The sequence below is a fragment of the Streptococcus mitis genome (assembly GCF_005144795.1).
GTDB lineage: Bacteria > Bacillota > Bacilli > Lactobacillales > Streptococcaceae > Streptococcus > Streptococcus mitis_BB.
The window spans coordinates 64425-76481 of record NZ_SWFJ01000001.1 but is presented as its reverse complement, the minus strand read 5'-3'; the positions used below and the strand labels follow the sequence as shown (position 1 = coordinate 76481).

Genomic DNA, 12057 nt, shown 5'->3' with positions numbered 1-12057 from the left:
TATAATAGCCTTATGAATAAAAAACGAACAGTGGACCTGATACATGGTCCTATTCTTCCCTCGCTTGTGAGTTTTGCCTTCCCAATCTTGCTGTCAAATATTTTTCAACAGCTCTATAATACTGCTGATGTCTTGATTGTTGGGCGTTTTCTTGGTCAAGAATCCTTGGCTGCAGTAGGAGCGACAACAGCGATTTTTGACCTGATTATAGGTTTTACTCTTGGTGTTGGCAATGGCATGGGGATTGTCATTGCCCGTTATTATGGTGCTCGGAATTTTACAAAAATCAAGGAAGCAGTAGCAGCCACCTGGATTTTAGGTGCACTTTTGAGTATTGTAGTTATGTTGCTGGGATTTGTCGGTTTGTATCCTCTCTTGCAATACCTAGATACTCCTGCAGAAATTCTTCCTCAGTCCTATCAATATATTTCTATGATTGTGACCTGTGTCGGTGTTAGTTTTGCTTATAATCTTTTTGCAGGCTTGTTGCGGTCCATTGGGGACAGTCTGGCTGCGCTTGGTTTTCTGATTTTCTCTGCTCTGGTTAATGTGGTTCTGGATCTCTATTTCATTACGCAATTGCATCTGGGAGTTCAATCCGCGGGACTTGCTACCATCATTTCGCAAGGCTTATCAGCGGTTCTCTGTTTTTATTATATCCGTAAGAGTGTGCCAGAACTTTTGCCTCAACTCAAGCATTTCAAATGGGACAAGGCCTTATACGCCGATCTCTTGGAGCAAGGTTTGGCTATGGGCTTGATGAGTTCGATTGTGTCCATCGGCAGTGTGATTTTACAGTCTTCTGTTAATACCTTTGGTGCCGTAATTATCAGTGCTCAGACGGCAGCTCGCCGCATTATGGCTTTCGCCCTTCTTCCTATGACCGCTATTTCTGCCTCAATGACGACCTTTGCTTCTCAGAATCTAGGAGCTAAGCGACCAGACCGCATTGTTCAAGGCCTTCGAATCGGCAGTCGTTTAAGCATGTCCTGGGCAGTTTTGGTTTGTATCTTCCTCTTTTTTGCCAGTCCAGCCTTGGTTTCCTTCTTGGCTAGTTCGACAGATGGTTACTTGATAGAAAATGGAAGTCTCTATCTGCAAATCAGCTCAGCTTTTTATCCTATTTTGAGTCTCTTATTGATTTATCGCAATTGCTTGCAGGGCTTGGGACAAAAGGTCCTTCCTCTGGTTTCTAGCTTTATCGAACTAATCGGGAAAATCGCTTTTGTGGTCTTGATTATCCCTTGGGCGGGCTATAAGGGTGTTATCCTTTGTGAACCCCTTATCTGGGTTGCCATGGCCATCCAACTGTACTTTTCTCTTTTCCGTCACCCCTTGATAAAAGAAGGCAAGACCATCTTGGCAACAAAAGTGTCATCCTAGCTTGATTTACTGAATAAAATCTATTTCCTCTAGTGAAAATCGAAAAAACTTGTGTTATAATAAGAAAGATTAAAATGTGAAAAAAGGAGATTCCTAATGGGACGTAAATGGGCCAATATCGTAGCCAAGAAGACGGCTAAAGATGGAGCTAACTCTAAAGTATATGCAAAATTTGGTGTAGAAATCTATGTAGCAGCTAAAAAAGGTGATCCAGATCCAGAATCAAACTCAGCCTTGAAATTCGTTATCGACCGTGCTAAACAAGCCCAAGTGCCAAAACACGTTATCGATAAGGCTTTGGACAAGGCTAAAGGAAACACAGACGAAACCTTTACAGAAGGACGTTACGAAGGTTTTGGACCAAATGGTTCTATGTTGATTGTTGATACTTTGACTTCAAACGTTAACCGTACAGCGGCCAATGTCCGTGCAGCCTTTGGTAAAAACGGCGGAAACATGGGTGCTTCAGGTTCGGTTTCATACCTCTTTGACAACAAGGGAGTTATCGTATTTGCAGGTGAAGATGCGGATGCAGTCTTTGAGCAATTGCTTGAAGCAGATGTGGATGTGGATGATGTAGAAGCAGAAGAAGGTACAATCACAGTTTACACAGCTCCAACTGACCTTCACAAGGCTATCGTTGCCCTTCGTGAGTCAGGTATCGAAGAATTCCAAGTGACTGAATTGGAAATGATTCCTCAGTCAGAAGTGGAATTGTCAGGCGATGACCTTGAAACTTTTGAAAAACTTTACAGTGTCCTTGAGGACGACGAAGACGTACAAAAGATTTATACGAATGTAGATGGATTCTAATTTAACCTAGAAAACATGATCCTAAGTGAGAAACTCACTTGGGATTTTTTGAATGAAGAAAATAGTTCTCTAGGAAACTTTTCCTTGACATCTCTTTTCAAAGTGGTAAAATAGTTCCCATGGAAACTTATTTAGTTCCTAGGAGAACTAAATGTAATAGTTAGAAAGGAGTTAGTATGGATAAACCGATGTTAGTCTTTAAGCGTTTTGGTCATCAGATTCACCTGATGGTGCAAAAGGAAGCTAAACGTTGTGGTATTGAATTTATGGGTGGGCCTCAAGGTCAGGTTGTGCGTTTTTTGGATAATCGTGAGAAAAACCAAGACTTGGTCTTGATTAAAGATATCGAGCAGGAACTCAATATTACCAAGTCTGTTGCTAGTAATTTGGTCAAGCGTATGGTGCAAAATGGTTTGGTGGAATTGGAGGCGAGTCCTGTTGATAAGCGGGCAAAATTTGTTCGTTTGACGGACAAAGCACGTTCTCAGATGCAACAGGTTAAGGCTTTTTTTGAACGGATAGACAAGCAGTTGATGGAAGGTATTGATGAAGATGAATTACTGATTTTTGAGAAAGTTCTGGCTCAACTACAGGAAAATATCAAGAGAATAGGAGGAGATAATGAAGAAATTAGCAAAACGAATTAGTGGAAAAGAATGGGGGATGATTTTACTAGCCATTCTCTTTACCTGCTTTTCAGTTTATCTAGAGTTGGAAGTGCCGACCTATATCTCTAAAATCACGGATTTACTAGGAACTCAGGCTACCAACTTGGATGAGTTATGGCAACCAGCAGGTATGATGGTGGGAATGTCCTTTCTAGCCTTCTTATCCGCAGTTGCAGTTGGATTTTTTGCGTCCAGAGTGGCGGCTTCTTATACTAGTAGGCTGAGAAGTGATATTTTTAACCGAGTTTTGGATTACTCGCAGACAGAGATTAAGAAATTCTCTATTCCCAGTCTCCTAACTCGTACCACCAATGACATTACTCAGGTTCAGATGTTGATTACCATGGGCTTGCAAGTAGTTACGCGTGGTCCGATTATGGCTATCTGGGCTATCGGGAAGATTTTAGGTCATTCAGAATACTGGCTCTGGGCCGTACTTGTGGCAGTGATTGTCAACGTTTTAATGACGACTGTTTTGATGACGTTAGCCTTTCCAAAACAGTCCTTGATTCAAAGTCTGACTGATAAATTGAACAGTATTACTCGTGAAAGTTTAACAGGTATTCGTGTCGTTCGTGCCTATAATGCAGAGGATTACCAAAATGAAAAATTTGCAGCAGCAAATGATGAATTGACACGCTTGAATTTGTTTGTCAACCGTCTTATGGCCATTTTAAATCCCATCATGATGGGGATTTCAAGTGGTTTGAGTGTGGCGATTTACTGGATTGGGGCCTATGTAATCAACGATGCTGCTCCGACAGCGCGTCTGCCTCTCTTTAGTGACATGGTTGTTTTCATGTCTTATGCCATGCAGGTTGTCATGGGCTTCCTTCTCATGGGGGCGCTCTTCATCGTTCTTCCCCGAACTATGGTCTCTGCCAAGCGGATTAATCAAGTTTTAGATTTGCATTCTTCTATCCAAAATCCTGCTCAAGTACAGCTGGCTGATGAAAACCTCAAAGGTCAGGTCGAATTTAAGGATGTGACCTTCCGCTATGCGGCAAATTCGGAGGCGGTTATTGAGAATGTTAGCTTTAAAGCGGAAGCTGGTCAAACAGTGGCCTTTATTGGGTCAACAGGTTCTGGTAAATCAACTCTGGTCAATCTGATTCCACGTTTCTACGACGTATCAGCAGGAGAAATTCTGGTGGACGGTGTCAATGTTCAAGACTATGCCTTAGAAGATTTGCGCAACAAGGTTGGTTATATTCCTCAGAAAGCGGTTCTCTTTTCAGGTGATGTCAAGGGCAATCTAGACTTTGGACAGAGTCAAGAAACACCGCTTAGTGAGCAGGCTATGTGGCAGGCTTTGGAATTGGCCCAGTCTAAGAACTTTATCGAAGACAAGGAAGCGGGTTTAGAGTCAGAAGTAGCCCAAGGAGGAACCAACTTCTCAGGTGGTCAAAGACAGCGTCTAGCAATTGCGCGTGCCTTGGCTCGGAAGACAGAAATCCTCATCTTTGATGACTCCTTCTCAGCCTTGGACTACAAGACAGACCGTGTCCTACGCCAAGAGCTAGCAGAGAAAACAAAATCTATGACCAAACTTATCGTTGCACAACGTATTTCAACGATTATGGATGCAGATTTGATTTTGGTCTTGGATCAAGGAAAAGTCGTGGGACAAGGCACCCACAAGGAACTTCTAGCTAATAACGAAGTTTACCAAGAAATTGCCTATTCACAACTATCGAAAGAGGAATTGGAACATGGAAAATAAGAAAATGTCTCTCTGGAAACAGAGTAAACCCTATCTTGCAGGCCTCCAGTTTGCCCTTCTGATAGCCTTTCTAGCAACAATCGTATCCAATATCATTACTGTATATGGTCCAACCCGCATCAAGGAAATGACCAACATCATTGCCAGTGGTCTGGAAACCAGTGTGGATGTCGCTGCGGTTGCAGCTATTGGTGGTTTTTTGGCCGTGATTTATGTGATTGGACTCCTATCAAATTATTTGCAGGCCTTTCTGTTTACAACAGCCATTCAACGTTTTTCAGAGCGTTTGAGAACAGCCATTGCAGATAAAATTAATCGCCTACCATTGAGATATTTTGATGGACACTCTCAAGGGGATACCTTGTCTCGTGTAACCAATGACGTTGACACTGCAGCTCAGTCCCTCAATCAAAGTCTAGGAACAGTTCTCTCATCTAGTTTACTGGTCGTGGCGGTCTTAGTAACCATGTTTGGCATGAACTGGATTTTAGCCTTGGTGACGGTTGTGTCAACCCTTATTGGTTTTGCTTTCGTGTCTGTCTTTATGGGCAAATCACAGGGATTTTTTAAGAGTCAGCAACAGGATTTGGCAGCTGTAAATGGTTATGTGGAAGAAATGTACTCTGGCCATAATGTGGTGACCAGTTACAATGCCATCGAGAGTACGAAAGAAGAGTTTGCGAAATTAAACAATAGTCTGTATGATAGTATCTGGAAATCTCAATTTATTTCAGGAATTATGATGCCGATTATGATGTTTATTGGGAACTTTAGCTATGCCTTGGTGATTATCGTTGGTGCAGCCTTGGCTCTGAATGGACAGATTAGTATCGGGATTATCGTTGCCTTTATGGCCTACGTTCGTATCTTTTCTCAGCCTCTTTCACAAATTGCCCAAGGGATTACTAGTCTTCAGCAGGCTAGTGCAGCCATGGGACGTGTCTTCGAATTCCTAGCTGAAGAGGAAATGGAAGACGAATCCCATAAAGAAAGACAATTGAGCGATATGAAAGGTCAAGTAGTCTTTGATAGAGTCTCCTTTGGTTATACACCAGAGCGAACCATTATTCATGACTTTTCTGCGACGGCTCATGCAGGTCAAAAGGTTGCCATTGTCGGACCGACTGGGGCTGGTAAGACAACTATTGTCAATCTTTTGATGAAGTTCTATGAGATTGATAAGGGAAGTATCCGTATCGATGGTGTGGATACCAAAGAGATGAAGCGTTCGGAAGTACATGATGCCTTTTCAATGGTCTTGCAGGACACTTGGCTCTTTGAAGGGACCATTCGCGACAATCTCATCTATAACCAAACAGGTATTAGTGATGAGCGTGTGATTGAAGCCAGCAAGGCTGTAGGGATTCACCACTTTATTATGATCCTACCAGATGGTTACGATACAGTCTTGGATGAAACGGTAACCTTGTCTGTCGGGCAAAAACAACTCTTGACCATTGCTCGTGCTTTGCTGAAAGATGCGCCACTCCTAATCCTAGATGAAGCGACTTCTTCTGTTGATACTCGGACGGAAGAATTAATCCAGAAAGCCATGGACCGTTTGATGGAAGGCAGAACTTCCTTTGTCATCGCCCACCGCTTGTCAACCATCCGTAATGCTGATTTGATTCTTGTTATGAAGAATGGTAATATCATCGAGCAAGGAAATCATGATGAGCTGATGGCGCAAGCTGGTTTCTACGCTGCCCTCTACAACAGTCAATTTACAGAAGATGAAGTAGAAGGATAAATCGAAAGAAGGCTTGACGGCCTTCTTTTTCTGCACTATACTAGAAGACAAGTGCTTCCCTGCAAGTAAAATTTGAGTAAGTGATGAGAAAATATATGAAAAATTATCAAGAATGGTATGACCACATTGCTGGTAACATTGAAAATAAGCTCTTTCTTCTGAGCTTGTTAAGATCTTTCAATCGGTTTATGACAGTAGTTATGCCTATGATTTATCTAACCTTGTTAGCCACTACCTATCTCCAACAAGGATTTGGAAAACAGGTCTTGATCTATGTGTTTATCCCTGCATCAGGTTTTGTGATTTTGTCCTTTCTTCGTAAGAAAATCAATGCCCCTAGGCCTTATGAGGAATGGACTATTAAACCCTTGCTTGACAGAGATAGTCCTGGTCAGTCTATGCCCAGCCGTCATGTCTTTTCAGCAACCATTATTTCCATGGCTTGCTTTCATGTTAGTTTATCTGTAGGGGTTATCTTATTGGTCTTGTCAGCCCTCCTCGGCCTAGTGAGAGTCTTAGGTGGCGTGCATTATGCCAGGGATGTAGTGGTTGGTTATATTTGTGGTCTTGTGTGGGGGATGATTTTCTTTCTATTTTGACCTGTAAGTTAAGGCGGTCCTACAACCACTTACGGGGTTAAAGTAACCACTTGCTTTTTTGCTCTTGTTTTCTTATTTTAGCTTTGATATAGTAGAGTCAGAAAGGAGATGGAATGAAGTTACGAATCGAAATTGACAGCAATTTAGAGGAAACTGAAATTGTCATCAAGGCAGCGGCTTTGACAGATGAGATTGCGGATTTACAGCGTCTCTTGCAAGAGTCCAAGTCTCCTAGGTTGATTTTTTACAAGGGGACGGGTGAATATTATCTGGACTTGTCGGAAATTCTCTTCTTTGAGACAGAAGGTAGCAAGATTTACGCCCATACCCAGAAAGATGCCTACGAGGTTCGGCTTAAACTCTATGAGTTAGAGGCTATCCTTCCTCGTTATTTTAGTCGGGTATCCAAGTCGACTATTGCAAATATCCGTCAGGTTTACTCGGTGGACAAGTCCTTTTCAGGAACGGGCACCATTTCCTTTTATCAGACCCACAAGGAGGTTCATGTGTCACGGCATTACCAATCCCTCCTAAAAGAAAATCTAAGAAACATGAGGTAAGAACATGAAAAAGAAAGCATTTGGTATTGTGTTGCTTATTTTTGCAGCTTTAATATTATTACAAGGAAATTTTGGAATCCCTTCATTCGGTGGGCAAATTTGGCCCTTGATTGGTATTGCTTTTTTTGCCTACCAATCAATTGGAGCTTTGTTGCGTCGCCACTTAACTTCAGCCTCTTTTACAGCTCTAGTAGCCTTAATGATTGCTAACCACTTTTATGGCATTTTACCAATTCCCAATCAGTCATTGTTCTGGGCAAGTATTTTAATCGTAATGGGTGTCAGCGCACTCACTCATTCTAACAGAACTTGGAATGGGAAAAAATGGTGGTATGATGGTAAAAAGACCATTCTAACAGATAAGGAAGTTGCTTTTGGAAGTGGGACTTTCTACAAGCAAGAGCAAGAATTGGTAGAAGATCAAGTAGAAGTTGGTTTTGGCAATGCCAAGATATATTATGACAATGCAGAGATTTTAGGAGATACCGCAACCCTGAAAGTGGAAGTCGGTTTTGGGAATGCAGTTATCTATGTTCCTCAACATTGGGGAGTTGATTTAAAGGTAGAAACTTTCTGTGGTGTAGCCAAGGCAGATACTTCTCTAGCCCCAACCAGCAAAACCTTGATTATCCGTGGAGATGTGGCTTTTGGGAAGTTGGGGATTGTCTACGTTAAATAAAAAAATCTTCCAATTCCCTTGCAAAAATGAAGAAAGTGTGATAACATAGTACGGTATGTGGTGCTAGCACATCCGCTATATTAGATCTAATAGGAGGAAAACACAATGGCTAAAGTATGTTACTTTACAGGTCGTAAGACTGTATCAGGAAACAACCGTTCACACGCGATGAACCAAACAAAACGTGCCGTAAAACCAAACCTTCAAAAAGTTACTGTTCTTATCGATGGTAAACCTAAAAAAGTTTGGGCTTCAGCTCGTGCTTTGAAATCAGGTAAAGTTGAACGCGTTTAATAATAAAAGCAAAGGAGACCTTAGGGTCTTTTTTCTTTTATTGTGGGTATAAAATCATTTGAAAAACGGAGTAAATATCCGCTGATACAGTATTCTGCTTTTACACTTGGGCTGAAATATGATAAAATAGAGTATCAACTAGTTGAGGTAAAAAGGATGACTGTAAAAATTAATACAAAAGATGGTCAAATCGAACTAACAGATGAAGTGATTGCAACTGTCGTAGGCGGTGCAACAACTGAGATTTTTGGTGTGGTTGGTATGGCTAGTAAAAATGCCCTCAAAGATAATTTCCAAGCTCTGCTAGGTAAGGAAAATTATTCCAAAGGTGTCGTCGTAAAGGCTGCCGAAGATGGCAGTATTGCAGTTGATGTATATACCGTGTTGAGCTACGGAACAAAGATTAGCGAAGTGTCAAAAAACATTCAAGAGCGTGTTCGTTTTAGTTTGGAAAACCAACTTGGAATTACTGCTCAGACTGTAAATGTCTACATTCAAAATATCAAAGTTGTAGGAGAATAACCGTGTCAAAAATTACTACTAGCTTATTTCAAGAAATGGTGCAGGCTGCATCAACTCGCTTGAATAAGCAAGCTGAATATGTTAATTCATTAAACGTCTTTCCAGTTCCAGATGGAGATACTGGTACAAATATGGGAATGACCATTGAAAATGGTGCTAAGGAAGTTGCAGATAAGCCAGCTTCTACAGTTGGAGAGGTAGCGAGCATTCTTGCCAAAGGTCTTTTGATGGGTGCGCGTGGGAACTCAGGAGTTATTACGTCTCAGCTTTTCCGTGGATTTTCACAAGCTATCAAGGATAAAGACGAGTTAACAGGTCAAGACTTGGCCCTTGCCTTCCAATCAGGTGTGGAGGTTGCCTATAAGGCAGTGATGAAACCTGTTGAAGGAACGATTTTGACAGTTTCTCGTGGAGCTGCTATCGGTGCTAAGAAAAAAGCTGAGCAAACAGATGATGCTATTGAAGTCATGCGCGCAGCCTTGGAAGGTGCTAAAACAGCTCTAGCTAAAACGCCAGACATGCTTCCAGTATTGAAAGAAGTTGGCGTTGTGGATTCAGGTGGTCAAGGTCTGGTCTTCATCTACGAAGGTTTCCTTTCAGCCCTTACTGGTGAATATATCGCATCTGAGGACTTTGTAGCGACTCCTGCCAACATGAGTGAAATGATCAATGCAGAGCACCACAAGTCTGTAGCTGGTCATGTAGCGACTGAGGACATCACCTTTGGTTACTGTACTGAAATCATGGTAGCTCTTAAGCAAGGTCCAACCTATGCCAAAGATTTTGACTACGATGAATTCCGTAACTACTTGAATGAACTTGGAGATTCTCTCCTCGTTGTTAATGATGATGAAATCGTCAAAGTCCATGTCCATACAGAAGATCCAGGTCTTGTTATGCAAGAAGGTCTCAAATATGGTAGCTTGGTCAAGGTAAAAGTTGACAATATGCGTAACCAACACGAAGCACAGGTTGAGAAAGAAGCTGCCCAAGTTAGCAAGCCTGCTGAAGAAAAAGAATATGCTTTGATTGCTGTGGTGGCTGGTAAAGGTCTAGCAGATATCTTCCGTTCTCAAGGTGTGGATTATGTTATCGAAGGTGGTCAAACCATGAACCCTTCAACAGAAGACTTTATCAAGGCTGTTGAACAGGTCAATGCTCGTAACATTATCTTCCTGCCAAACAACAAAAATATCTTCATGGCAGCTCAATCTGCAGCAGAAGTTTTGGAGCAACCAGCAGTAGTGGTAGAGGCTCGTACTCTTCCTCAAGGTTTGACAAGTCTTCTTGCCTTTGATCCAAGCAAGTCTATCGAAGAAAACCAAGAGCGTATGACTGCTGCTCTTAGCGATGTCGTTAGCGGAAGCGTCACAACAGCCGTTCGTGATACAACCATTGATGGTTTAGAAATCCATGAAAACGATAATCTTGGTATGGTTGATGGGAAAATTCTTGTGTCAAACCCTGACATGCACCAAACCTTGACAGAAACATTGAAACATATGTTGGATGAAGATAGTGAAATCGTAACCTTCTATGTCGGTGAAGACGGAAGCGAAGAACTTGCCAATGAAATTGCTCAAGAAATCGCAGAAGAGTTCGAAGATGTTGAAGTCGAGATTCACCAAGGTCAACAACCAGTTTACCCATACCTATTTAGTGTGGAATAAAAATTTAATAGATAAAAAAGAAAGTTGATTTTGCAACTTTCTTTTTTTTATGACATTTGTCATATCTCCTCATGACAGAAGCTTCTAGTGATTCTACCTTTAAAGAATTATACTCGATGTATCAAATGGAGGAAGAAAAAAATGAAACATAAAGTAATTGTCGCAATGAGTTTAGTAGCAGCAGGAGTCATGACTTATCTCATATTCTCAGGATTGGATGAAGGTTTCTATCATTTTCCTTGGGAGCTCTTTGCAGGATTTGGAATGATGTCTTGGTTGATCCGAGAAGGTTTGAAATTAGTCTCAGATGTGAAAAAGGAGTTTGAAAAATGAAAAAAGCGTTTCTCTATCTTTTTATTGGACTATCACTAGTGGTATGGTTGGTAGAAATGTTTACAGGTTGGTTTGATCAAGCCTTCCTTCACCAATTCATCCGTGGTGCCTGGGGACTAGGATTTATGATTTTTATCGCCTTTCCTATGGGAATGGAGTGGCTGAAAGGAGAATATCATGGACATGATTAAGGTTCAAGGATTACATAAAAACATCAAGGGAAAGGCTATTTTGAAGGATATTTCCTTTGAGATAGCTGAAGGTGAATGCGTCGCCTTGATTGGGCCCAATGGTGCTGGGAAGACCACACTCTTGGACTGTCTGCTTGGAGATAAACTGGTCACAAGCGGTCAAGTATCCATCCAAGGCTTGTCAGTGACGAGTTCTCAGTTAGACTATATTAGAGGTTATCTGCCTCAAGAAAATGTCATCGTTCAGAAATTAAAGGTCAAAGAGTTGGTTGCTTTCTTTCAAAGCATTTATCCAAATCCCTTGAGCAACCAGGAAATCGATCAACTGTTGCAGTTTGGCAAGCAACAAAAAGAACAATTGGCAGAAAAATTGTCAGGTGGGCAAAAGCGTCTCTTCTCTTTTGTCTTGACCTTGATTGGCCGACCAAAACTTGTCTTTTTAGATGAGCCAACTGCGGCCATGGATACCTCAACTCGCCAACGTTTTTGGGAAATTGTTCAGGATCTAAAAGCGCAGGGAGTTACCATTCTCTATTCGTCCCATTACATCGAAGAGGTAGAGCATACAGCGGACCGAATCTTGGTCTTGAATAAGGGAGAGTTGATTCGCGATACAACACCTCTAGCCATGCGCAGTGAGGAGATTGAAAAGCACTTTATCCTTCCTCTAGCATATAAGGAAGTTGTCGAACAGTCAAACTTGGTTGAAAACTGGTCACAAAAACAGGATGCTCTACAAGTAGTCACACGCGAAGCGGACGCTTTCTGGGAACTATTAGTTCAGGCAGGATGTAGGATTCAAGAAATTGAAGTCAATAATCGTAGCTTGCTGGATACAATCTTTGAAGAAACACAAAAGGGAGATGACTAAG

Annotated in this window: 14 protein-coding genes; all 14 read left to right on the top strand. The window is 41.6% G+C overall.

The features are described from left to right. The first annotated feature begins 12 nt into the window (after positions 1-12). The 14 genes from FBF73_RS00275 (at position 13) to FBF73_RS00210 (ending at position 12056) form a co-directional block, all read left to right on the top strand. The gene (locus tag FBF73_RS00275; RefSeq protein ID WP_136936627.1) at positions 13-1383 is read left to right on the top strand and encodes an MATE family efflux transporter; all 1371 of its coding nucleotides are present in this window, start codon (positions 13-15) and stop codon (positions 1381-1383) included. Between the two features lie 96 nt (positions 1384-1479). Next, positions 1480-2196: a YebC/PmpR family DNA-binding transcriptional regulator gene (locus FBF73_RS00270; RefSeq protein WP_000532882.1), complete on the top strand. Its 717-nt coding sequence runs from the start codon at positions 1480-1482 to the stop codon at positions 2194-2196. Between the two features lie 176 nt (positions 2197-2372). Then, positions 2373-2843, top strand: a complete 471-nt coding sequence (locus FBF73_RS00265; protein ID WP_136936626.1) for a MarR family winged helix-turn-helix transcriptional regulator — start codon at positions 2373-2375, stop codon at positions 2841-2843. After that, positions 2818-4587, top strand: coding sequence for an ABC transporter ATP-binding protein (locus tag FBF73_RS00260; RefSeq protein ID WP_136936625.1), 1770 nt, complete (start codon positions 2818-2820; stop codon positions 4585-4587). Before FBF73_RS00265 ends, FBF73_RS00260 begins: the two co-directional genes overlap by 26 nt. Further along, positions 4577-6337 carry an ABC transporter ATP-binding protein gene (locus FBF73_RS00255; protein WP_136936624.1) on the top strand — a complete coding sequence of 587 codons (1761 nt, stop codon included), beginning with the start codon at positions 4577-4579 and terminating at the stop codon, positions 6335-6337. Before FBF73_RS00260 ends, FBF73_RS00255 begins: the two co-directional genes overlap by 11 nt. A gap of 95 nt (positions 6338-6432) precedes the next feature. Continuing rightward, complete coding sequence (locus FBF73_RS00250; protein WP_169435145.1) at positions 6433-6936, top strand: phosphatase PAP2 family protein; 504 nt, start codon at positions 6433-6435, stop codon at positions 6934-6936. A 113-nt stretch (positions 6937-7049) separates the two neighbouring features. Continuing rightward, positions 7050-7496 (top strand): LytTR family DNA-binding domain-containing protein, encoded by a 447-nt coding sequence (locus FBF73_RS00245; RefSeq protein ID WP_000776606.1) that lies wholly within the window; start codon positions 7050-7052, stop codon positions 7494-7496. 4 nt (positions 7497-7500) lie between these two features. Beyond that, the gene (locus FBF73_RS00240) at positions 7501-8175 is read left to right on the top strand and encodes a LiaF transmembrane domain-containing protein (RefSeq protein WP_136936622.1); all 675 of its coding nucleotides are present in this window, start codon (positions 7501-7503) and stop codon (positions 8173-8175) included. A gap of 105 nt (positions 8176-8280) precedes the next feature. Then, positions 8281-8469 (top strand): 50S ribosomal protein L28, encoded by a 189-nt coding sequence (rpmB, locus tag FBF73_RS00235; RefSeq protein WP_001140948.1) that lies wholly within the window; start codon positions 8281-8283, stop codon positions 8467-8469. Between the two features lie 156 nt (positions 8470-8625). Beyond that, positions 8626-8991 carry an Asp23/Gls24 family envelope stress response protein gene (locus tag FBF73_RS00230; protein WP_000216442.1) on the top strand — a complete coding sequence of 122 codons (366 nt, stop codon included), beginning with the start codon at positions 8626-8628 and terminating at the stop codon, positions 8989-8991. A gap of 2 nt (positions 8992-8993) precedes the next feature. Continuing rightward, complete coding sequence (locus tag FBF73_RS00225) at positions 8994-10661, top strand: DAK2 domain-containing protein (protein ID WP_136936621.1); 1668 nt, start codon at positions 8994-8996, stop codon at positions 10659-10661. Between the two features lie 141 nt (positions 10662-10802). Then, positions 10803-10994 carry a hypothetical protein gene (locus FBF73_RS00220; RefSeq protein WP_136936620.1) on the top strand — a complete coding sequence of 64 codons (192 nt, stop codon included), beginning with the start codon at positions 10803-10805 and terminating at the stop codon, positions 10992-10994. Next, on the top strand, positions 10991-11185 hold the full coding sequence (locus tag FBF73_RS00215; protein ID WP_115256131.1) for a hypothetical protein: 195 nt from the start codon (positions 10991-10993) through the stop codon (positions 11183-11185). Before FBF73_RS00220 ends, FBF73_RS00215 begins: the two co-directional genes overlap by 4 nt. Further along, on the top strand, positions 11172-12056 hold the full coding sequence (locus FBF73_RS00210; protein ID WP_136936619.1) for an ABC transporter ATP-binding protein: 885 nt from the start codon (positions 11172-11174) through the stop codon (positions 12054-12056). The genes FBF73_RS00215 and FBF73_RS00210 overlap by 14 nt, the downstream gene beginning before the upstream one ends. The last annotated feature ends 1 nt before the right edge of the window (position 12057 follow it).

Excerpts from the sequence above, each read along its gene's own strand:
- FBF73_RS00275 (WP_136936627.1), top strand. The coding sequence starts at position 13 with ATGAATAAAAAACGAACAGTGGACCTGATACATGGTCCTATTCTTCCC.
- FBF73_RS00270 (WP_000532882.1), top strand. The coding sequence starts at position 1,480 with ATGGGACGTAAATGGGCCAATATCGTAGCCAAGAAGACGGCTAAAGAT.
- FBF73_RS00265 (WP_136936626.1), top strand. The coding sequence starts at position 2,373 with ATGGATAAACCGATGTTAGTCTTTAAGCGTTTTGGTCATCAGATTCAC.
- FBF73_RS00260 (WP_136936625.1), top strand. The coding sequence starts at position 2,818 with ATGAAGAAATTAGCAAAACGAATTAGTGGAAAAGAATGGGGGATGATT.
- FBF73_RS00255 (WP_136936624.1), top strand. The coding sequence starts at position 4,577 with ATGGAAAATAAGAAAATGTCTCTCTGGAAACAGAGTAAACCCTATCTT.
- FBF73_RS00250 (WP_169435145.1), top strand. The coding sequence starts at position 6,433 with ATGAAAAATTATCAAGAATGGTATGACCACATTGCTGGTAACATTGAA.
- FBF73_RS00245 (WP_000776606.1), top strand. The coding sequence starts at position 7,050 with ATGAAGTTACGAATCGAAATTGACAGCAATTTAGAGGAAACTGAAATT.
- FBF73_RS00240 (WP_136936622.1), top strand. The coding sequence starts at position 7,501 with ATGAAAAAGAAAGCATTTGGTATTGTGTTGCTTATTTTTGCAGCTTTA.
- rpmB (WP_001140948.1), top strand. The coding sequence starts at position 8,281 with ATGGCTAAAGTATGTTACTTTACAGGTCGTAAGACTGTATCAGGAAAC.
- FBF73_RS00230 (WP_000216442.1), top strand. The coding sequence starts at position 8,626 with ATGACTGTAAAAATTAATACAAAAGATGGTCAAATCGAACTAACAGAT.
- FBF73_RS00220 (WP_136936620.1), top strand. The coding sequence starts at position 10,803 with ATGAAACATAAAGTAATTGTCGCAATGAGTTTAGTAGCAGCAGGAGTC.
- FBF73_RS00215 (WP_115256131.1), top strand. The coding sequence starts at position 10,991 with ATGAAAAAAGCGTTTCTCTATCTTTTTATTGGACTATCACTAGTGGTA.
- FBF73_RS00210 (WP_136936619.1), top strand. The coding sequence starts at position 11,172 with ATGGACATGATTAAGGTTCAAGGATTACATAAAAACATCAAGGGAAAG.